The sequence below is a fragment of the Caballeronia sp. LP006 genome, from assembly GCF_031450995.1.
GTDB lineage: Bacteria > Pseudomonadota > Gammaproteobacteria > Burkholderiales > Burkholderiaceae > Caballeronia.
Window position 1 is genome coordinate 192,175 of record NZ_JARTVW010000002.1, and the last position, 21,949, is coordinate 214,123.

A 21,949-nucleotide genomic window follows, 5' to 3' on the forward strand; every position below is an offset into this window, starting at 1 on the left:
GCTAATCAGCGCGGCGCGGATACGACTTCGAGCGCCGCGAGGTTCGAAACATAGCGCCCGGCCTTGCCGTCGTTGGGGATCACGAGGCGCGCAAAACCGGTGGATGTCAGCGGGGCGCCATTCATCGCATAAGCGACGATGTCGGGCTGATTGCCAAAGTCCGGCGACAGTTCGGCAAGAGAAATCACGACGCGATAGCCATCGCTGCCGGTTGCGATCACGTAGAAGCCGAGCAAGTCGTTTTTAGTCGCAGTGTTGGTCTGGATGCCCGCTGCGTTGATCAGGTCCCACAGGCTCGCGCCCGTGTAGCTATTTCCGCCAGCCGTGCGCGTGACGGGAGGCAGCGCCTGCAATGCTGCCGTGTCGAAAGTCGCCGGGTGATTCAGCGCACCGAGAAGCTGGAACTGCGTCGTGAGACCGCCGCCGCCCGCCGTGACCGTGGACATCGCGGAATGGACTTCGAGCTTGACGAGGTTCGAGACGTATCGGCCGCCTTTGACGTCGCCGGGAGCAGTGACGCGCAGTGGACCGTCCGTGCTGTTGAGAGCCGCGCTCGCGCCGTTGAGCGTCTCGGCATAGGCCACCAGATCGCCGCGATTGCCGAAGTCCGGACTCAGTTCGCCCATTGCAAACAGCGCGCGATAGTTGTCGCTGCCGGTCGCCACGACATACTTGCCCAGCACGTCGTTGTGAACCGCCGAATTGACGACGATGCCAGCCTGGTTCAACACGGACCACACCGTCGCGCCGGTGTAGACGTGGCTTTGCTGGCCCGTGCCGCTGCCGAAGGAAACGGTTTGCGTGGTGGCTGGAAGTGCCTGGATCTGCGCGAGCGTGAGATTGCCCGGCGTGGCGACTTCACCGGACACGGACAAGGTCGCCTTCGGTGCGGGTGGCGAGTCGTCGTTGCCGCCGCAGGCCGTGACCGCGAACGGGAGCAACGCGAGCAAAAGCAGCAGCGAGGCAAGACGCTTGAAGTCGTGTGCGAAGCTCATCGGTGAGGTCCTTTATTCCGGGATCGTTATCGTCGATATATCGGCTCGCTATATCTACGCTGATACAACGCATAACGCTTACAGAATCGAAGGGAAATGGCAATGGGTAGTAGCAACTAGGAACAACGATGAGCGTATTGGTCATACAGAGCGGCGCCGCCCGAATTCGAAAAGTGCCAGCCGCGCGAGCGTTCGCAACGGCGCGTTGAATCACGGCCGGGTTCGGGAACGCAGTAATACTGGTAGCATCCACCCTCAGCCCGCACCCCGCCTTCCGGCAAGACAATGACAGACTCAACCGACCGCACCGTCTCGCTCGGCCCGCTTCCCTATGTCGTGGCCGCGACGTTCTTCATGGAGTATCTCGACACCACGATCATCGCGACCGCGCTGCCGCAGATGGCGCATTCGTTCAGTACGAGCCCCAATGCGCTGAGTCTCGGCATGAGCGCCTACATGATCGCGCTCGCCATCTTCATTCCCGCAAGCGGCTGGGTGGCGGACCGCTTCGGCTCGCGCAGCGTGTTTTTCAGCGCGATCGTGACCTTCACGCTGGCGTCCTTGCTCTGCGGCATCTCGCAGAACGTGGAGCAGTTCACGGCGGCCCGGGTTCTGCAAGGCATCGGCGGCGCGTTGATGGTGCCGGTCGGCCGCTTGACCGTGGTGCGCAGCGTCGACAAGAAGCAGTTGATGCAGGCCATCTCCACCATCACGTGGCCGGGCATCGTCGCGCCGGTGGTCGGGCCGCCCATCGGCGGCTTCATCACCACGTATGCATCATGGCGCTGGATCTTTCTGCTGAATCTTCCGGTGTGCCTCGTCGTATTGCTGGCCGTGCTGAAGTGGGTGCCGAATCTGCGCAGCGGCGAACGCCGGCCGTTCGATGTCACCGGGCTCATCCTGAGCGGTCTGTCGCTCACCGCCATCCTGTATGGCGCCGATATGGCAAGTCAGCCGGATACCAATCCGTGGGTCGGACTGGCCGTGATCGCGGTTGGTCTCGTCATCGGTGTGATCGCTTATCGGCATGCACTCGTCGCGCGGCATCCGCTCATCGACGTGACGACGCTGCGTATCCCCACGTTCTCGGTGACCGTGGTGACAGGCACGTTTACGCGTATCGGCATCGGCGCCGTGCCTTATCTCATGCCGCTTCTGTTTCAGATCGGCTTCGGGCTGTCCGCGTTCAAGTCGGGCTTGTTACTGCTTGCAAGCGCTCTGGGCAATCTCGGCATGAAGGCGCTCACGACCGGCATCCTCAAGCGCCACGGCTTCAGGAACGTGGCGATCATCAACTGTGCGGTATGCGGCGCGTTCACCATTGCATGCGGCCTGCTCACGCCGGCGTCGCCGCTCGTACTCACGCTGCTCGTGATCTTCGTTTATGGCGTGACGCGCTCGATGCAGTTCACGTCGCTCGCCACGCTCGCTTACGCCGATGTACCGACGCAGCAAATGAGCGCCGCCAACACGATGTGGAACGCGGCGATGCAAATGAGCATCGGGCTCGGCATTGCATTCGGCGCGTTGGCGTTGCGCACGGCATCGGCTTATCACGGCAAGGACGGCGCGCACGCGCACACCTTCACACTCGACGACTTCCGCCTTGCGTTTCTCGCTGCGGGCGTGGTGACGCTCGTGTCGATCTACGGCTACGTAAAGCTCTCGCGGGATGCCGGGCACAAACTCAGCGGCGCATCACGATGAAGCCCGCCGCATGAGCAGCGATAAAAAAACGCCCGCGACGGACCTGTCGCGGGCGTGTTCCATGGCGGGTCATTGACGACTCTCTGCCTACCGGAGAAACACCGCGCGTCAGGAACGGGGTGTCTCTGACACGACCCTCGGTGATGTCCCACAGTATGGGTCTAATAAACGCAATGACATAGGTGAATGCCCGCGCTGACGGTCGAGACGGCATCGTTCACCACGAATTAGATGTCGTCCTCCATTCGCCCCGATGATTGCAACGCCGTAAGAGCCTGAATGATCGCGAGATGCGTCAACCCTTGCGGCAAGTTCCCGAGGTACTCGCCGGTTTGCGGGTCCGCCATCTCAGGGTAGATTCCGACGCCATGCGCGAGCGCTTCGATGACCGCATCGAAGGCCTTGGTCGCACGGTCTTTCTGTCCCAGCAACGCGCGAGCTTCGATCTGCCAGAACGTGCACGCGAGAAAGCACCCTTCTTCTTCGGAAGCACGGCTGTATCGGTAGTGATATGCGCCTTCGCCCAGTTCGCGTTGAATGGCGTCGAGCGTACGTTCGGCGCGTTCCTTGCCGTCGTAGCGAAAGCGTGTGGCGAGCGCCATGGACGCGTCGAGCTTGTCGCTGCCCGGATACATCACATATGCGCCCTTCTCTTCGGACCAGCCATGTTCGTCGATCCATTGCTCGATGCGATCGCGCTCACGCGCCCATCTATCGCGGCATGTGGTCGGCAACTGCCCGCTATCGGCCAGTTCGACCGCACGCGCGAGCGCTTCCCACGCGCTGAGTTTGGACATCGTGTAATGCTGCGCTTCCTCGAGTTCCCAAATACCCGCGTCCTTGAGACGCCAGCGGTCGGCGCATTGATCCGCGAGACGCGAGAGCGTCTGAGCGCTCTGTGAATCGAGGATATTCCCCGCGCGCACGAAAACCGCGGCCGTTCCAAATATATCGCCGTAAATGCCGTGCTGATGCTGATTGGTCGCGGCATTGCCTGTGATGACCGGCGCAGAATTCATGTAACCAGGAAGGCCGGTCTCGTGCACATCCGCGACGACGTCGCCCGACAATGAAAACAACACGCGCGCGCCTTGCGTCTCGATCCGCTTCAGCAGCCACGTAAAGGCCGCCTTCGCTTCTTCCTGCGCATTCATGCGCAAAAACGCCTTGATGGTGTAGCCCGCGTCGCGTATCCAGGCGTAGCGATAGTCGAAGTTCTTCTTGCCGCCAATCCGCTCGGGCAACGATGTAGTCGCGGCCGCTGCAATCGCGCCGCTCGGCGAAAAAAGCAAGAGCTTGAGCGCAAGCGCGCTGCGAATCAGAAGCGGCCGATACGGCCCGTCATAGCGCAGCTTCGTGGTCCACTCGCGCCATTCGTTGTCGGACTTGTCGATGCGCCTGTCGATATCCTCGATTGGCGGCACGACGAGCGGCTCGTCTTCGCCCGCGACGATCGCCACGGTCTCGCGCTGTCCCTCACGCACGACCACATGCGCGACGACACCGGCATCCGCGCGTTCGTCGACGACCACACCTTCGCTATGCAGAAAGAGCCCCAACACGCGGCCCGCATGAAACACCGCGCGTTTGCCGATCATCGAACAATACGGATTGATCGTATCGTCCTGACGCCCGAAGACGATGCGCAAGTCGAATCGCATCTCGCCCTCGATGCCTTCAATGCGCCGTGCTAGCTCGGCCCAGGGGAGTCTGCCCGCGCCGCCGCTGTTGTGCGACTCGACCAGCTTCGCGCGGCCCGACGCGGTGGTGAAGACGGTCTCGAGCACGTTGCTGTCGTCGCGATAACGCCGCTCGACTTCGAAGGGTTCGGCGGGCGTAATGGCGAAAAAACCGCCTGTTTGCGGGTTCAGCAACCGGTCGAAAAGCGGCGGCGAGTCGATGCTCGGTACGCACCACCAGTCGATCGATCCATCCGCTCCACTCAACGCAACGGAGCGGCCATCGCCCAACGCGCCGTAGGCATCGAGCGGCAGAAAGCCATCGGCGTCACGTCGAGTCTTCTCTTTGCGCGAATTCAATTTTTAGGCACCTTGTCGATGCCTTCGGCCGGATTGCTCGTGTTCACGAGTTCCGGCGACTTCACGGCGCGCAGCGTCTGCAATTGCGTGGACGTGTCGATACGCCGTGTGCGCACGAACGGATCGAGCTTGACCGGTCCACCGGTTTCGAGCGCCTTGACGATGCCTTCGATCACGCGCACATCGGCGAAACCTTCTTCCGCGTCGGGCTCCGGATGCGTGTCGTTCAAGATGCACTCCGAGAAGTACTTCATCTCGCCGCCGAAGTGGTCCGTGTTCTTGAACGAATGATTCTCTTCGTCCTGGCCAATGGTCACGGCCTGTTCGAGCGGCTTGCCGTACGTATAGCACGGCTGCATTGCGATGCTTCCCTTCGTGCCGACAGCAAAGAACGACTCCATTGCGTTGGCCGCATACGACACGACGAACTGCGCGAGCCGGTCGCCGGGAAATTTCAGCGTGACGGCGACGGTGTCGTCGAAATCGCCGAGACCGGCTTCCGGATGCCGCACGCCGACAGCCGAAACAACCTCGGTCGGCTCGTCCTCGAACACGTAGCGCGCGGCGTTGAGCGGATACGGTCCCATGTCGAAGATCGGGCCCGCCGTGATGCCGCTCGTCGCGCGATGGTTTGCCGGGTCCACCTTCTGCACGAACGTGGACGTGAAAAGAATGATGTCGCCGAGTTCTCCCGAACGAATGCGTTCGATGGTCGACAACGTGCCGGGTTCGAAATGCAAACGGTAAGCGACCATCAGTTTCGCCGTCGATGCCTTCGCGGCTTCGATGATCGCCTGACATTGCTGCGTGGACACTTCCAGCGGCTTTTCGACGAGCACATGCACGCCCGCTTTCAGCGCCGGAATGACGAACTCCGCATGGCGCCAGTTCGGCGTGGCAAGGTAGATGGCGTCGACGTTGCCGGAGGCGAGCATCTCATCGAATTGCTCATAGCCATAGGTGTGCGCTACATCGTATTGCTCGCTCAATTTGCGCGCCTTCTCGGGATCACTCGTAACGAGCGCGGTGATCTCCGAGTTATCCGTGTGACTCACGCCGGGCATCATCGCTTCCTGCGAGATGTCGCCCAAACCTACGATCGCATAGCGGACTTTCTTGCTCGAACCCAAACCTACTGCGGACAATATACTCATCGTTGCGCCTCTTTTGGAGAGTGACGGTGACGGACAGGCATGCGCCCGAACGCCGGCCGTGAGACTCAGGGAAGGCGCAACTTTTGTTCCAAGGGGTTAATTTCGTGCGACGGTTACGAACGGCCAGTCAATCCGCGGCCGGCTTCATGAGCAACGTCAACACCGACTCGACCGCGAGCATCCGCTGCTTCTTGCGTGTCGACTTTTTGGCGAAGTCGACATCGAACAGTGTGCCGAACGTATGCCGGTTCGACACGCGATAGATGCACAGCGCGCTGATCAGATAGTGCAAATCCACCGCGCCGATGTCGCGTCGGAACGTGCCCGCCGCAATGCCGCGATGGAGAATGTTCGTCAGCGTTTCGAGCACCGGACGATTCGTCGCCTTGATGGTCGGCGACTTCTTCAGGAACGTGGCGTTGTGTATGTTCTCGATGCTGATGATGCGGCTGAACACCTGATTATTCTCGTGAAACTCGAACGTGTTCTCGATATAGCGCGAGAGCAACTGCTCGGCCGGACTTTCATGATCGAGGCGCGTGGCTTCCTCGGCATCGCGGATCAACGAATAAACGTGCTCCAGCACCGCGAGATAGAGCCCATCCTTGTTCGTGAAGTAGTAGTAGATCATCGCTTTCGATACGCGCATGCGCTCGGCGATCGCGTCCACACGCGCGCCCGTGTAGCCGTGCAGCGCGAATTCTTCCGTGGCGATTTGCAGAATCTCGGCGCGCGTGCGTACAGCGGCCATACCGCGCTGATTCGTCCGCTTCGGCTCGGGCGCGGGAACGGGTTCGTAGGTATCGGATGGCATCGGATCGTTCAAGTAGATGACTGGCGACTGGGGTTATCCCCAAGTGTCCATGTTTCTCCATCGATTAATCTACCACCACCGATTTAACGAACCTACTAGTTAGTCAGTGAAATCGAAGAACGGACGAAACATCGGAGGCGGCAATGAAAGTCTGCGTGACGGGCGGCAATGGCTTTATCGGTGCGTGGCTGGTCAGACGCCTGCTCGCCGAAGGACAAACGGTGCGTGTGTTCGACCTGAATCCGCCGGGCAAGCTGATTCGTGTGCTGCTGGGTGCATCGCTTGAACGCGTGGAATGGTTGCAAGGCGATATCGGCGATACCCGCGCGGTCGATCAGGCGCTCGCGGCTTGCGATGCCGTCGCGCATTTCGCCGGCGTGCTCACGCCCTTCTGCCAGAACGATCCGGTGCGCGGCGCGACCATCAACGTGATCGGCACGCTGAACGTCTTCGAGGCCGCGAAGAAGCACGGCATCGCGCGCGTGGTCTACACGAGTTCGGCGGGCGTCTACGGACCGAAGCACGCGGCGTATCCCGAACCGACCACGCACTACGGCGCATTCAAGCTCGCCACGGAAGGCTGCGCGCGTAGCTATTGGTACAACGCCGGTCCGGACGGACGCGCGGTGGCCAGCGTGGGCTTTCGTCCATTCGTGGTCTACGGTCCGGGGCGCGAAGACGGCGCAAGCGCGGGCGTGAGTCTCGCGTGCCAGGCGGCGGCGCGCGCCGAGCTCTACACGATTCCCTTCACCGGCCGCACCGGCATGATCCATGTCGATGATGTCGTCGAAGCCTTTTGGGCGGCCCTCACGCGCGTGGTCGAAGGCGCGCATGTCTTCAATCTATGCGGCGATGTGCAGAGCACCGATGCGCTCATCGAAGAGATCGGCAGGCAAGTGCCCGGCGCGCGTCTTTCCGCCAGCGGCCCGCCGTTGCCGATTGTCGCGGACCTTCCGCCCGACGACTTGAACCGCGTGCTTCCCGGCTTGCCCGTGACCTTGCTCGCGGATGGCGTCGCGCGCTCGCTCGCGTTTTTCGCCAAGCATGACACGCTCGAAGACGGCGCTGAAAGCGCCCAGGACATTCAACCCATCAGCCTGAACGCCTGACGCCATGACGCATTTGCTCTCCCTTGCGCACCTGACCCTGATCGAACTCACGCCGCCGGAAATGATCGAGGCCGCCAGCGCGGCGGGCTTTCGTTCGGTGAATCTGCGGCTTGCGCCCGTGGCGCCCGGCGAGCATCAGCATCCGATGATCGGCGCCACGCTCACGCCGATGATGCGCGAGACCCTCGCCCGCATGTGCGATCTGAACGTAGCCGTGCACGATGTCGAAATCGTGCGCCTGCTGCCCGATACCGACATCGACGCGCACGAGCCCTTGCTTGCGGCGGCCGCCGAACTCGGCGCGCGTCACATGCTGGTTGCGGGCGACAGTCCGGACGAAGCGGCCATCGCGGATCGCTATGCGCGACTCTTCGAACTCGGCGCACTTCACGGCATTGGAATGGGGCTCGAATTCATGCCGTGGACAGGCATCAAGAACATGGCGTCCGCGCGTCGCGTGCTGACGCTTGCGGGCACCGGCTCGATCATCGTCGATTCCATGCATGTCGATCGTTCGGGTGGCAGCGCGGAGGAAATCGCCGCATTGCCCGCGAACCAGCTCGCGTATTTTCAGTTATGCGATGCGCCGCGCGAACGCCCGACGACCGACGCTGAACTCATCTTCCAGGCGCGGCAGGCGCGCTTGCCACCGGGCGATGGCGGTATCGATCTGCGCTCGATGGTCCGCGCGCTGCCGCCCGACACCGTGATATCCGTCGAGATTCCGATGCACGGCTTGCCGAATCTCGCGCCGCCCGTGGAGCGTGCGCGTGCGTTGCGCCGTGCAAGCGAAGCGCTCATCGCCGAAGCCGCCGCTGCGGGTCCGCTTGCCGGCAGGCGCGCAAATGTAACGAGTTACTGAGGCCACATGTCGACGCAATGGGATCGAGAAGCGGACTTCGTGATCGTCGGTGGCGGCAGCGCGGGTTGCGTTTTGGCGAACCGGTTATCGGCGAGCGGCGCGCATCGCGTGCTTCTCATCGAAGCCGGCCCGCGCGACCGTCATCCGATGATCCATATTCCTGCTGGCTTTCTTTCGCTGATCGAGCATCCGGTTCTGAGCTGGCGTTATCGGTCGGCGCCGCAGCCGCACATGGGTTCGCGCGTGATCGCTTATCCGCAGGGGCGCATGCTCGGCGGCACCGGGTCGATGAACGGCATGCTCTATGTGCGTTCGGCCAGAGCGGAACATGCGCGTTGGATCGATGAAGGTTGCGCGGGTTGGTCCTTCGACGACATCCTGCCCATCTACGAACAGATGGAGAATGCGGGCGGTGCGAGCCCGGCGAACGTCTTGCCGGTGAATGATTTCATGGAGACGCATCCGCTCAGCCAGGCGTTTCTCGATGCGTGCGGCCAAACCGGAATGACGGTCCGCGCAAGTCATAACGGCGTCGAGCGCGAAGGCGCGGCGCCGTTTCAGCAGAATCGCGCGGGACGGTTTCGCGCGGGGCCGGCGCAGACGTATCTTCGGGGTATCGGCAAACGAGCGAATTTCGGGTCGATGACCGACACGCTTGCCGAACGCATTCTCTTCGATGGCACGCGTGCGGTTGGCGTGCAGGTGTCGCAAGCGGGACGCACGATCAAGGTTCGCGCGCGTGCCGAGGTGATCGTGGCGTGCGGAGCGATCCGCTCGCCGCATCTATTGCAGTTGTCGGGCATCGGGCCGGGCTCGCTGATGCAGAAGCTCGGCGTGAACGTCGTGCACGAGAACGACAACGTCGGCGAGAATCTGCGCGATCACTATTCCGTGCGCGTCACTCAACGCGTGCGCGGCCAGTCAACCTTCAACGAACGCACGCATGGCGTCGCGCTCTTCAAGGAACTGTCGCGCTATGTGGCGGGAAAGGGCCTGCTCACGTGCGGCGCAAGCACGTGCGCCGCGTTTGCGCGCAGCAGCGCTGAAGCCAACGCGCCCGATCTGCAACTGAGCTTCGCGCCCGCGAGCTTCGAGGCGGGCACGTATGCGCTCGAACGCGAGCCGGGCATGACACTCGCCATCTATCAGTCGTACCCGCATAGCAAGGGCAGCGTGCACGCCGCTTCGCCCGATGCTCACGCGGCGCCCGTCATCTCTCCACGCTACCTCACGGATGCGCGCGATCAAGCGACCGTCGTCGCGGGCCTCAAACTTGGCCGCAAGATTTTTTCGATGACCGCGCTTGCGCGATACATCGAGCACGAGACGCTGCCGGGCGATAACGTCATCACCGACGATGCGCTCCTCGACTATGCGTCGGCTCGCGGTGTGTCGGGGTATCACTTGGTCGGCACGTGTCGAATGGGCGGCGGCGAAGATTCCGTGGTCGATCCCCGGCTTCGCGTGCGCGGCGTGCAAGGCTTGCGCGTGATCGATGCATCCGTTCTGCCCGGTTGCACGTCCGGCAATTCGAATGCGCCGACGATCATGGTGGCGGAGAAAGGCGCGCGGATGTTGCTGGAGGATGTGAGCGAATCGAGATGACGACATTGACTATCGTCGATCTGTGACGTCATCGGCGAAATGGGCCACGGCATGCCTGAAGCTGGCTAACGATCGAACATCGATGCATGAGATAGGCGTCGCATGGGGGCTGGCTTTGCGGCTTCTCATGCCGAAAAAGCCCCTCACTTGATGCCTGCCTGCTCTATGCGAATTGAAAGCCTGCGGCACGCTGTTTGCTGCCTAACAGGCAAGCAGGCGGCATTCGTCTGTTTCCATATTCCAATCCCTTAAAGGAGACGGATCATGAGCAAAGCAATCAGCACTTTAGTCGCGGCCGTCGCCGCACTCACCTTGTCGGCCGGCGCTTTCGCGCAGTCAGCAGGCGGCTCGAACGGTGGCGCAGGTTCTTCCGGGAGCACGGCCAGCCCGGCGAATCAGGTGAACCGCGCAACGGGCGGCTACGGCACGCCGGGCGTGACGAATTCGGACAGCGGCATGGGCGCTCGTGCGCCGAACTCGGGGCTTCCTAGCGGCACGAACGGCACTTCGACGTCGGCCACGAGCGCACCGAAGACCAATAACACGCTGGCTACCCCGAGCGTGGTTTCGCCGGCAGCGGGTCAATAACCTGGCGTGAAGATAGCGGCGAGACAGCATCGTGCGCCGCGTGAAAAGGCCGCTTTCCTCAGGGAATGCGGCCTTTTTCGTTTGATCAAGCGAAAAGCGATTTCCAGTAATCGGCAAAACATTTCAGCAACCGTGTAAAAATTTTAGGGCTGGTCATGTGGCTGGCGACAGGCTACCAAAGCACTCAGGAAATTCGTGTTCCTTGCCGATATACAGGCATGAAACCCAACGACCCATTTCCCACCGGATCATACGAACTGCGCTTGACGGACGCCGACCTGGCGCACTTGCGCATCGTCATTCCGGACGAAGTGCGCGATCGAAACCGCGTGCTGCCGCTTGCATACTGGCGGCGGCGTGTCATGCAGATTTTGGAAACGAGGCATCTGGTGCCCGCGCAACTGGCCGTCGCGTCAGCCCTGCTCGCGCAGATCGATTCGGCTGTCGAGACTGAAACGCCGCTTGCGAAGGCGAGTTGAACGCTCACACGCCTCACACGCTTCACACCGAAACGCTGCCACACAGTGTTGTCGATGGATGACACTATGCTCCGCTCTACTCTCCCCTTTTCCGCTTGAAAGCCAAGCCCGGACTACATCGGCATATCTTATGCATTCGCTTCGGTAATCCTGAACAGACCGCACTGCCTCATAACAACGACCATGGCATCGGAAACCGAACTGGAAGACTGGCGCCGCGCCGCACAAAAGCTGGAACTGGCCGTGGCGAGCGCCGTGGTGGGACAGCATGAAACCATCCATCTAATCAAGATTGCGCTCTTCGCTCGCGGGCACGTGTTGCTCGAAGGCGGCGTCGGCGTTGGCAAGACGACCTTGCTACGCGCCTTCGCTCGCGCGACCGGCGGCGACTTCGAACGGATCGAAGGCACCATCGACCTGATGCCGGGCGATCTCATCTATCACACCTTCGTCGATGCCGACGGCAAACCGCGCATCGATCCCGGTCCGCTCTTGCGGCACGGCGAAGGTCTGACCACGTTCTTTTTCAACGAGATCAACCGGTCGCGCCCGCAGGTTCAATCGCTCCTGCTTCGGGCGATGGCCGAGCGTTCCGTCTCCGCCTTCGGCCGCGAATATCGCTTTCCGCATATGACGGTGTTCGCGGACCGCAACAAGGTGGAGAAGGACGAGACCTTCGAACTGGCTTCCGCCGCGCGCGACCGCTTCCTGTTCGAACTGAACATGCCGACGCCTTCGGACACCGATGTGCGTCGCGCGCTCGTTTTCGATCCTGCGTTCCATGACGCCGATGCGCTCATCGAAAGCGTCCCGTCCGCCGTGATCGATTCGACGCGTCTTAACGATATCGGCGCGGCGATCCAGCGTAGCGTGACGCTCAGTCCGAGCATGGAAAGCTACATCCTGAAGATCTGGGAGGCGACGGAAACGCCTCAGCGCTTCGACATTCAACTGGACGGCGTCGACATGGAGCGGCTGATCCTTGCGGGCGCAAGTCCGCGTGGCATGAGCGCGCTGGTGCGCGCCGTGCGCGTGAACGCCTGGCTCGACGGCCGTCTGCACGCCATTCCCGAAGACGTTCATACGGTGCTGCTGCCCGCGCTCGGTCATCGCGTGTTCTTTACGCCCGTCTATGAGATGCGTCGGCAGGAACTCGCCGAGGCATTGACCGCGACGATCATGCGGAAAATCGCGGTGCCGTGATGCCATGAAGAACCCAGTCGAATTCCACTATCGGCTGCCGGGGCGCGCCAGCGGATTCCGGCCTGGCTCGCATCCCGGCACGAGTTTCGGCGCGGGGCAGGAATTCGCGATGCACGCGCGTCTCTTCGATCATCCCGACCCGCGACGCCTCGACTTGCGCGCAAGCCAGCGCTCCGTGCCGCCGCAGTGGCTCGTGCGTCTGCATCTGCAGCGGGTCGCGGTGCCGGTGCAAGTCGTGGTGGACGTATCGGCATCGATGCTCTTCGGCGCAAAGCGTTCGAAGCTCGAACTAGCCGCCGATTTCGTCGAAGCACTCGGCTATAGCGCGTTTCGCGCGGGCGATCAGGTCGGCATGCTCGCGTTCGACGAGCAGGAACGCGAAGACCTCTTCATGCCTGCGCGACACGGACGCGGCATCGGCGACGACATGGCGGCGCTGCTGCGCGGTTTCGAAGGGGCATCGCACGCCACGCCAAAAAATGCCGGGCTGGAGCGCGCACTCGAACGTCTTGCCGGGCGTCGCGGTCTCGTCTTTCTGGTCTCGGATTTTCATTGGCCGCTCGACCGTATCGACACGGCGCTGGATCGTCTCGTCAGCGCGCAAGTCGTGCCGATGGTCATCTGGGATGCGGCCGAAATCGAGCCGCCCGCGCAAGGCCGATTTCTCTCGGTCCGCGATCTGGAGACCGGCAGAAACCGCACGCTTTGGCTGCGTGCTCGCGTGGTTCGGCAATGGCGCGATAACGTCGCCAAGCGGCGCCACGATTTGAAGACGGCCTTCGGCAGACGCGGCGCGTATCCCTTCTTTGTCGAAGGCGCCTTCAATGCCGAAGCCCTCTCGCGCCACTTCCTGGAAACGTCCGCATGATGCGCGGCAACCGGGCGATGATCCTCGCGTTCATGCTGATCGTCTTCGGTCTGATCGGCATAAAACCGGCGCGAGCCGAACAGACGGTCAACGCGACGGTCGAGCAGCCGCGCGCCTTCGGCCACGTTCTCGGCGATGTCTTGACGCAGCGCGTCCTCTTGAGCACCGACGGCCACGATGTCACCTTGCCATCGGCCGGGCGCGTGGGCGTGTGGTTCGAGCGCCGTGCGTCTCGCATCGTCAAGGACACGCAGGGCCGCTCGTGGCTGGTGCTCGAATATCAGATAACCAACGCGGCTCAGGCTCTCACGAACATCGAACTGCCCGCGCTCGAATTGAGGCCGGCTGCGGGCGCAGTGCTGCGCGTGCCTGCATGGCCGATCAGCGTCGGGCCGTTGACGCCGCGCGCCTCGTTTCGCGCGGGCGATCTGCAAGCGCTCAGGCCCGATCGGCTCGTCATTCCCGTGGATGATCCGGCGGTTCATCGGCGCATGATCGTCATGCTTGCGTTGCTGCTCGTCACGCTCGCAAGCTGGGCCGCGTGGTGGTGGTGGTCGAGCCGCCGCGATGCAAGGCAACGTCCGTTCGCTCGCGCATGGCGGCATATACGCACCGACGCCGATGCGAACGACGATGCCTGGGTTCACGTGCATCGCGCGCTCGACGAAACGGCCGGGCAAGTCGTGCATGTGGCATCGCTACCGACGTTGTTCATGCGCGCGCCGTATCTGCAATCGATGAAGCCGCGACTCGAAGAGTTCTACACGCGCTCGCAGGAACGCTTCTTTGTCCGCGATGCCGCTCCCGCGCCGTTCGACTTGCGTGACTTCGCGCGTGCGCTGTATCGGGCCGAGCGAGGGCAATGACCGCATGCCCATCGACTTTCTCCGGCCCTGGCTGCTGCTCATGCTGCCACTCGCGCTCTTGCCGCTATTGCCGAGACCGAGCGAGGCATTCGCTTTCTCGTCGGTGAACTGGCTGCCAGCGGATACTGTCGGCGCGACCGTCGAACACCTGCGGCGTGCGTGCGCGGTGCTCGCGATGCTGGCCATCATCATCGGTCTCGCGGGACCGGGACGCTCACATCTGCACGTCTTGCGCACGAGCACGGCGGCGGACATTCTCATTTTGATGGACCGTAGCGCGAGCATGGACTCGGTGATGTCGAAGACGCCTGTCTCCGAACCGAGCGGCCAGTCCAAGAACGCGGTGGCTCGCCACTCGCTCGAACGCTTCGTCGCCGAGCGACCCGACGACCGTTTTGCGTTTCTCATGTTCGGCATCAGCCCGGTTCTTGCCGTACCGTTCACGTCGAATCACGAGATCATCACACAAGCGATCTCAGGCACGGGAATAGGCCGCGGTATGCCGGATACGAAGCTCGATCGCGGGCTCATCGCGGCGATCAAACAGTTCGATGGCAGGCAATACGCGGGCCGTCGCGCCATCGTGCTGGTGTCCGATGGCGGCGCGCATCTCGATGCCGCTGCACGCGCGGCGATCAGCGAGGGCCTTGCGCGCAATCAGATCGCGCTTTACTTCGTGTATCTGCGCAGCGGCGTCTACAGCCCCGATCTGACGAAGATGGCGCCCGCCGACGACGCCTCGGCCGAAGCTGAACTGCATCGCTATTTTCAGACGCTGGGCTCGCCGTATCGGCTGTATCAGGCGGAGGACGCGGGCGCAATGGCCGCCGCCATGTCGGAGATCAACAAGCAGCACAACGCGGTCGTATCTTTCGACGAGCGCTTGCCGCGGCAAGACGAAAGCGCGTTGTGCTATGCCGCCGCATTGCTCGGTTGCGCGGCGTTGCTTGCGCTGCGCGCGGTTCAGGTACGGAGCTGGTCATGAAGCGATTGGCCGTTCATCTTGCCTTCGGCGGCGCAACGCTCGTGTTTGCAGCAGTCGCGCTCTTCGACTTGGCGACATTGCAGCATGCGCATGCTGTCGCGCGCGCGGTGTCGGCGGTAAGCGCCAAAGGCGCGCAGCCGCAGTCACTGGACGATGCCGCCCAAGTTCGGCTGGCGCGTGCGATCGTATCGTCGAAGGCGGGCGACTATGCGGGCGCGCAGAAGCTTTACGACTCCGTGCTCGTGCAGGACCACGATGCCGCGTTGCAGACGGCCGCGCTATTCGATCTTGCCAACATGTCGTTGCGTCAGGCGGCCGGTCCCGATGCGGGCGGTCCTGTTCGCTCGCTGCCGTTGCTCGAACAAGCCAAGGAACGCTATCGGTCGGCGCTGCGGCTCACGCCCGACGACTGGGACGCGCGTTATAACCTCGAACGCGCGTTGTGGCTCGCGCCCGAGGGCCAGACGAGCGACGAAGAGCGCGACTACAAGCATCAGGCCACGGTGAAGGCGCGTGGCGCGCAAAGCGAGGATCTGCCATGAAGGCAGTCGCGGCAACACTTGCGTTCCTTCGGCGGCGACACTGGACCACGGTAGCCGCCGTGCCGTTGCTGCTTGCCGCCGTCTGGATGCCCGGCGTGATGTTCCAACGCGACGTGTTCAGCTATATCGTCACTTTCGATATCACGCAGAGCATGAGCGTCGAGGACGTGGGTGTCGTCGGCGGCGCGCCGATCAGCAGACTGGACTTCGCGCGGGCCGCGATGCGCGAAAGCATCGAGCATTTGCCGTGCGGCTCGAAGATAGGCTGGAGCATCTTCACAGGCCAGAGCACCTTGCTTCTGGTGCCGCCCGTCGAGGTGTGCGGCAACTTCGATGCGTTGCTTGCCTCGCTTGCCGGTATCGATGGCACGATGCGCTGGACCAACTGGAGTCGAGTAGCCGAAGGCGGTATCTTCGCGGCTGTGCGTACGGCGCGCAGTATCGGGCAAGACGCCAGTGTTCTCATGATCACGGACGGCCAGGAAGCACCGCCCATTCTTCCCGGCGATCAGCGCGTGCGCGACATTCCACGCTCGCAACTCAAGGGTTGGCTTATCGGCATAGGCGGCGATCAGCCCGCGCCCATCCCGCGAACGGATAAAGACGGCAATCGTATCGGCTACTGGCGCGCCGATGAAGTCATTCAAGTGCCGACACAACCTGGCGCGAGCGTTCAAGTCGAGAGTCACGAGGAGTTGTCGGAATTGCGCGGACGATATCTGGCGTCGATTGCGAAAGAAATCGGCTTCGATTATCGACGTTTGCGGTTGCCACAGGACTTGCTGATGGCCATGACGGATGCGCGCTTTGCGCATTCGGAACGCGTGCCGACCAAGCTGAATTGGATTCCGGCAGCGCTTGGCTTGCTGTTGCTCGTGTGGCGGTTTTGGCCGGAGCGTTGGGTGAAAGGCATGCGGCGCGCGCGACGCTGACTGTAGACGCACGCCGCCTGATTGCAACGCCGTCTTCAAACCGCGGAACCCTTCCGCTCCTCTTGCCAGCACCGCAAACCGAATAACGGCAGGACGCCATACGCGTGATCGAGCATATCCGAGAGCATCGCCTCGTACGGCTCCCAGCGTATCTCGTCGAGATAGAGACAGATTTCCAGCGCGACCACCGGCGCCGCTGTCTGGACATGACGAATCACGAGCGGCATGTCGCGCCGCACCGCCGGATGATCGCGAAGATAAGCGCTCAGATAGCGACGATACAACCCAAGGTTCGTGCGACGCTCGCCTTCGAAAGCGCCCACCGGCAAGCGGATGGCGTCGTGCATTTGCGCGAGCATTGCGTCGTCGGGGAAGCGCACGGTATCGACATCGAAATGAATCGCGTGTTTCAAGCGCCTCCCGCCCGACTCGCTCATGCCGCGCCAGTTCTTCACGCTGTTCGTGAGCAAGAGCTGACTTGGCAGCATCACGATGGTGTTGTCGAAGTTGCGTATCTTGATGGTATTCAACGCGATATCGATGACCGTGCCATCCGCGACGAATCCCGGCACTTCGATCCAGTCGCCCACGCGCAGCATGTCGTAGGCTGCCAGCTGGATGCTGGCCACGAAGCCGAGCAACGAGTCACGAAAGATGATGATGAGCAACGCCGTCACCGCGCTGAGGCCGGTGAGCAGATAGACCGGCGAACGCTCGATCAAGAGCGAGACCACGGAGATGAGCGCGACGAGATACACCACGATGGTGGCGATCTGCAGAAAGCTCTTGATTGGCCGCTCGCTCGCAGTTGGAAAGTGACTATAGCGTTCGTCGATGCTGTCGCGCAGTGCCAGCGCGGCGCGCAGCAGCGTGTAGACCATGTAGCAAGCGGCGAGAATGCCCAATGGCCGTCCGAGCACCGCGATAAACGGTATTGTGAGACCCGAGAGCGTCGGCGCCGATGCATAGACGATCGCAGCGGGCACGAGCGGCGCAAGCCGGTGAAACACGCGATGACGCTCGGCGGCGATCAACCACTTGCGCCCTTCGTTGCGCGTGAGCCGGCTGACGATCATGAGCATGATCCAGCGCGTGAGGTAGTAGCAGATCGCGCTTGCCAGCAAAATGGCGAGCAGCAAGGCGGCCACGAGCATGACCGCGACCAGCCAGCTATCCGTGTAGACGTGGAACTGCCAGTCTGGTCCGCTTTCGACACGCAGCATATTCTCGAACATGTACTCTCCGGAACAGGCGAACCGATGTTGGGCAAGAGGCCTTTCGCACGGTGGCTATTTTAGTGGCGGCAACAGCACGGACTTAGCGCGCCAGGCCGCATGAGAAGCGCATGCCCCTATCGTCGAAAGAATGTAGAGGCTAAGAAGCCGCCGACGCCTGTCGCACGATAACCCGATCTGCGCAAGACCTGCTTTTCTTCGATGCCTTGGAAATCTGCGGAGCAGACATGCTCGACAATAGTCCCGCAATAGCGCACAAGCGCTCAGAGACGCTCGATGCGGGAACATCGCGCCAGGGTTGCTGGTTGAGAAATTCGCGTCAATTGCCCGACGAGCGCACGGTGACGGCGAATGCGGCGGGTGTCTCGCCGTTCGTATCGTCAGGCATCGGGTCGAGGCGTTGAACGGCGCGCAATGCCGTTTCGTCCCATTGCGCGTTGCCGCTCGAATGTACGATGGACGCGGACAGCAACGCGCCATTGGGCGCACAGCGCGCGCCGATCACCGTTTCGAGTCCGGCCACGCCATTGGTCCACGCGATATTCGTCCGCACGCGCCGTCCGACGCGCTCGGCGTAGCCAACCGTTGCGACGGGTTCATCCGCCTTTGCCGCAAAGCGGGCAACCTGCTCGCCAGAAGAAGCCGCAGCGACGCTCGGCTTGTGCGTCGCCGGTTCACTGACCAACCACTGTATCGACACGACGACGCCAACGGCCAGAAGCCACGCCCAGCCGCGCAGCTTCCCGCGCTTGATAGTCGCATTCGATTCACCGATCGACGAACGCGAACCGACCTCGCCCCAAGCAGCCGATTCCGGGAGCTGTTGCGCAATCGTCACGTCGTAACCGCGCCGCGATTCGGCATCGCTCAGGACGGCGTAGGCGTCGTTGAGCATCTTCATGATTCTTGTCGCGTCCGGACTCGTGTTCCTGTCGGGGTGATAGCGCTGACTCAACGCCTTGTACGCCGCGCGAATGACTTCGGGCGGCGCGTTGTGCGTCACTTTGAGATTGTCATAATGCGTGTGCGTCGAAGCCATCGCTGACATGCCGTTTTCCTGAGCCTGTCTGGATAACGGCAAGCGCCTGGGGAAACCTTAGCGATGACGGTGTGCGAAAGCGGCGCGCGCGCCAGGACGACTTAGCGCGACGGCACGACGCTTATGCGCGCCCACGTCGATCTCGATATCGACGCGGGCGGAACGATGTCCGCCCGCGTCCGTTCTGCCTTACAGCCCGGCCGTCCAACGCAGGACCGGCTCCTCCGTGCCATCCGGAAGCGACCACGTTCCCTTGGAGCTGAAGTCCCACGTAGGACCGAAGCTCGCCGGCGTGGCCATTTGCGCGCTCGTCAGACCGCTCGAAGCGGACATGGCCTTGCCGCTGCCGACACCCGCTGTCGCGACAGACGTTTCCTTGTCCCAGAAGACGTCTTTGGCAATCGTGCCGCTATTCGTGCCCGCAATGGCGCCCGGCTTATGCGACCCCGTGCCCGGCGAAAGCGATGCCGTGCTGTACGACTGGCGAATGGTGCCGGTGTTGTTGCCCACCAAGCCGCCGATATATGCGCCGCCATTCACGAAGCTCTGCGAATACGACTGCTCGATGGTGCCGCTGTTCACGCCCGCGAGCCCGCCGATCGTCGCTGTTGCGGCAGCCGTCATGAAGTTGATGGTGTACGACTGGCCGATGTAACCATCGTTTTCGCCGACTAGACCGCCGATTTCGCCATCGCCATTGACTTGCGCGCCGCTCCACGAACGCTCGATACGTCCGCGGTTGATGCCGACCAGCCCCCCCGCTGCCGTGGCCGTACCCGTGGGTTTGTTGACGATGCCCGTGCTCGCGACATTCACCAGGTAGCCGTAGTTCGTGCCCGCAAGCACACCGACCGGACCGCCCGACGACGACGCCGTGGCGCTATCCACCAGTACGTTGCGCACGATGCCGGTCGGGCCGACCACGCCGAACAAGCCCGTATTCGCTCCGCTCGGAATGTTCAGATCGCTCAGCAGATGCCCCATGCCGTCGAACTGACCGGTGAACGGTTGCGCCGCGCTGCCGATGCCCGAGAGGCCCGTTGCGCCATCCAGCTCCAGCGACGAGCCGAGTGCGTAAGTGCCGCCGAGATTGTTCTTCACGGCGTGCAGATCGGCAATCGAATTGACGAGCTGATAAGCCGTGACCTGCGTGAGCAGACCGCTGAACGGCGCCGCGCTCCAACTCGCGTTGCCATGCACGGTTCCGGGCGTGTAGCTGCCGGTCATGTCGTACAGCGCCGAGACGATACCCGTGCTGTGCGACCAGTCGAGCGTGCCGCGATTGGTCACGCTGCCGCCGTTGTCGACCGCGCTGGCGTCCGCACGCAAGGTGAGACTGCCCGCGCCCGTGTTGGCGATGGTCGCGCCCGGCGCGATGGTCACCGTATGCCCGGCGTCGAGCGTCAGCGACGAGGACCCGTTCCACCGAATATTCGATGTCACGTTGATGTCACCCGCGCCCTTGGTGGCATCCGCGCCATTCGCATGGACCGTGATCGATGTTCCGCTGCTCAGGTTCGCGGCCAGCGTGCGGGCGGGCGCTGCGTCGGCGGTAAAGGTCGGGGCCGTGATGTTCCACTGTCCCGCGCCAACTTTCGCCTCGCTCAGCTTAATGGCGTTGCCGGTCATGTCGACGGTGCCGCCGCTGCCATCCGCGTTGCGCGCGGAAATGGTGGCGCCGCGTGCGTCCACCGTACCGCCTTGCGCCACGAGCCACACGTGGCCATCGCGCGTTTCGGTGCCGGTGGCGCGCAGTGCGCCCGACTTGCCCGCAAGCGCGAAGATGTTGCCGTCGGCCGCTTGCAGGCTGATCAGCGCCGCCTGGATCGTGCCCGAGTTGGTCACGTCGCCGCCCGTGCCCGTCGTCTGCACTCCAACTTGCTGGCCATATGCGCTGTCCGCAAGCACGACTTCGCGCGCCGTGACGAGTTCGGCCGTGCCCTTCGGCGCGTTGATCGATCCGGCATTCATGACGCTCTTCGCCGAAATGAGGAAGACGTCGCCGCCCGACGAACTGATTTTCCCGAGATTGATCACGCTGGCATTCGAACTGCCGCCGAGCGTGAAGTAATCCGGGCTGTTCATGAACGAGTCGTTATCGGTATCGAGTGTCGATGCAACGAAGCGTCCGCCGGTCGTCACCACGCCCGTCGGCCCGATGAGCACGCCATGCGGATTGATGAGGTAGACGCTGCCGGTGCTCTTGAGCGTGCCGTAGATTGCCGACATGTCGTTGCCGGTGACGCGGTTGAGAGTTGCGCCGGTTCCGTTGTTGATGGAAACCGTATTGCCCGCGCCGATGGAAAAACTCGTCCAATTGATAATGCCGTTCGTGCCCGACTGCTTGATATTCAGGGTTCCGCCGCTTTGTGCGATGGTTCCCGAGCCCGCGACATATTTACCGCCTTGAGGAAGAGGCGGTGCAGCTTCGGCTCCCGGCGCGTGAAGGAAACTGCCAGCAGATGCAAGTGCGATGAGAAGTGGAAGAGCCCGAACTGTAAAGCCCGGTGCGCGAAACGTAGAGACGCAGGCCGCATCGCCGAGCGTCGAGACGCCCGCGAGACGGTAAACAAAAAGACGCATACCGCCCCCAACAGAGTGTTTCCCCGATTTAATCGCTAAGTAGACAGCTTTTTTTAGTTGGTAGTGCAGTGTAACAGAGCGTAATGTCCATATCGAAAGACGAAAGATGATCGTTTTCAGGGCTTGCTCAACGGGCTGTAATTATGCTTACGAGTTCTTTAGCGATAAGCGTGAAATGCAAACAACGGGGAGTGGGGATAATCGGTAATTTCAACGTGTTAATGACGTCCTTCAGTGCGGACGCCGGCACCATGATCGCGCGCTGGATGTATTCGTGCCCCGACATCGTGCGGTATTGAAGGACGATGTCAGGTCCGGCTTCGATCGCGAACGATCACGTCTTG

The 21,949-nt window shown here is 62.3% G+C and carries 19 protein-coding genes; 12 read left to right on the forward strand and 7 right to left on the reverse strand.

All coding sequences use genetic code 11. The annotated features are described in order from the left end of the window. Positions 1–5: 5 nt before the first annotated feature. Positions 6–995, reverse strand: a complete 990-nt coding sequence (locus tag P9250_RS01605; RefSeq protein WP_310390792.1) for a molybdopterin-dependent oxidoreductase — start codon at positions 993–995, stop codon at positions 6–8. Between the two features lie 285 nt (positions 996–1,280). On the opposite strand from P9250_RS01605, the gene P9250_RS01610 reads away from it, so the two are divergent. Next, entirely contained in the window at positions 1,281–2,702 is a 1,422-nt protein-coding gene (locus P9250_RS01610) for a DHA2 family efflux MFS transporter permease subunit (RefSeq protein WP_244831515.1), read from the forward strand. 227 nt (positions 2,703–2,929) lie between these two features. Here P9250_RS01610 and P9250_RS01615 read toward each other — a convergent pair whose 3' ends face one another. From P9250_RS01615 to P9250_RS01625, 3 genes are all read right to left on the reverse strand, one after another. After that, the gene (locus P9250_RS01615) at positions 2,930–4,741 is read right to left on the reverse strand and encodes a glycoside hydrolase family 15 protein (protein ID WP_310390793.1); all 1,812 of its coding nucleotides are present in this window, start codon (positions 4,739–4,741) and stop codon (positions 2,930–2,932) included. Further along, positions 4,738–5,895, reverse strand: a complete 1,158-nt coding sequence (locus tag P9250_RS01620) for a Gfo/Idh/MocA family oxidoreductase (protein ID WP_310390794.1) — start codon at positions 5,893–5,895, stop codon at positions 4,738–4,740. Before P9250_RS01620 ends, P9250_RS01615 begins: the two co-directional genes overlap by 4 nt. A 127-nt stretch (positions 5,896–6,022) precedes the next feature. Beyond that, entirely contained in the window at positions 6,023–6,709 is a 687-nt protein-coding gene (locus P9250_RS01625) for a TetR/AcrR family transcriptional regulator (protein ID WP_310390795.1), read from the reverse strand. A gap of 143 nt (positions 6,710–6,852) precedes the next feature. On the opposite strand from P9250_RS01625, the gene P9250_RS01630 reads away from it, so the two are divergent. From P9250_RS01630 to P9250_RS01680, 11 genes are all read left to right on the forward strand, one after another. Next, a complete protein-coding gene (locus P9250_RS01630; protein ID WP_310390796.1) occupies positions 6,853–7,818 on the forward strand; it encodes an NAD-dependent epimerase/dehydratase family protein in 966 nt (321 codons plus the stop codon). 4 nt (positions 7,819–7,822) lie between these two features. Continuing rightward, positions 7,823–8,680 carry a TIM barrel protein gene (locus P9250_RS01635; protein WP_310390797.1) on the forward strand — a complete coding sequence of 286 codons (858 nt, stop codon included), beginning with the start codon at positions 7,823–7,825 and terminating at the stop codon, positions 8,678–8,680. Between the two features lie 6 nt (positions 8,681–8,686). Beyond that, complete coding sequence (locus P9250_RS01640; RefSeq protein WP_310390798.1) at positions 8,687–10,285, forward strand: GMC family oxidoreductase N-terminal domain-containing protein; 1,599 nt, start codon at positions 8,687–8,689, stop codon at positions 10,283–10,285. Between the two features lie 264 nt (positions 10,286–10,549). Then, positions 10,550–10,873 carry a hypothetical protein gene (locus P9250_RS01645; protein WP_244831533.1) on the forward strand — a complete coding sequence of 108 codons (324 nt, stop codon included), beginning with the start codon at positions 10,550–10,552 and terminating at the stop codon, positions 10,871–10,873. 218 nt (positions 10,874–11,091) lie between these two features. Further along, entirely contained in the window at positions 11,092–11,352 is a 261-nt protein-coding gene (locus P9250_RS01650; protein WP_244831535.1) for a hypothetical protein, read from the forward strand. A 183-nt stretch (positions 11,353–11,535) separates the two neighbouring features. Beyond that, entirely contained in the window at positions 11,536–12,555 is a 1,020-nt protein-coding gene (locus tag P9250_RS01655; protein ID WP_250494820.1) for a MoxR family ATPase, read from the forward strand. Positions 12,556–12,559: 4 nt separating this feature from the next. Continuing rightward, positions 12,560–13,423: a VWA domain-containing protein gene (locus tag P9250_RS01660; protein WP_310390799.1), complete on the forward strand. Its 864-nt coding sequence runs from the start codon at positions 12,560–12,562 to the stop codon at positions 13,421–13,423. Further along, positions 13,420–14,289, forward strand: a complete 870-nt coding sequence (locus P9250_RS01665) for a hypothetical protein (protein WP_310390800.1) — start codon at positions 13,420–13,422, stop codon at positions 14,287–14,289. The genes P9250_RS01660 and P9250_RS01665 overlap by 4 nt, the downstream gene beginning before the upstream one ends. Before the next feature lie 4 nt (positions 14,290–14,293). Then, entirely contained in the window at positions 14,294–15,274 is a 981-nt protein-coding gene (locus P9250_RS01670; RefSeq protein WP_250469580.1) for a VWA domain-containing protein, read from the forward strand. Then, entirely contained in the window at positions 15,271–15,816 is a 546-nt protein-coding gene (locus P9250_RS01675) for an MxaL protein (protein ID WP_310390801.1), read from the forward strand. Before P9250_RS01670 ends, P9250_RS01675 begins: the two co-directional genes overlap by 4 nt. Continuing rightward, on the forward strand, positions 15,813–16,748 hold the full coding sequence (locus P9250_RS01680) for a vWA domain-containing protein (protein ID WP_309965107.1): 936 nt from the start codon (positions 15,813–15,815) through the stop codon (positions 16,746–16,748). The genes P9250_RS01675 and P9250_RS01680 overlap by 4 nt, the downstream gene beginning before the upstream one ends. Positions 16,749–16,783: 35 nt before the next feature. On the opposite strand, the gene P9250_RS01685 is transcribed toward P9250_RS01680, so the two are convergent. The 3 genes from P9250_RS01685 to P9250_RS01695 form a co-directional block, all read right to left on the reverse strand. Next, positions 16,784–17,983 (reverse strand): mechanosensitive ion channel domain-containing protein, encoded by a 1,200-nt coding sequence (locus P9250_RS01685; RefSeq protein ID WP_310390802.1) that lies wholly within the window; start codon positions 17,981–17,983, stop codon positions 16,784–16,786. A gap of 319 nt (positions 17,984–18,302) precedes the next feature. Beyond that, on the reverse strand, positions 18,303–19,031 hold the full coding sequence (locus P9250_RS01690; protein WP_310390803.1) for a TonB family protein: 729 nt from the start codon (positions 19,029–19,031) through the stop codon (positions 18,303–18,305). Between the two features lie 180 nt (positions 19,032–19,211). After that, positions 19,212–21,605: a filamentous hemagglutinin N-terminal domain-containing protein gene (locus tag P9250_RS01695; protein ID WP_310390804.1), complete on the reverse strand. Its 2,394-nt coding sequence runs from the start codon at positions 21,603–21,605 to the stop codon at positions 19,212–19,214. Positions 21,606–21,949: the final 344 nt, after the last annotated feature.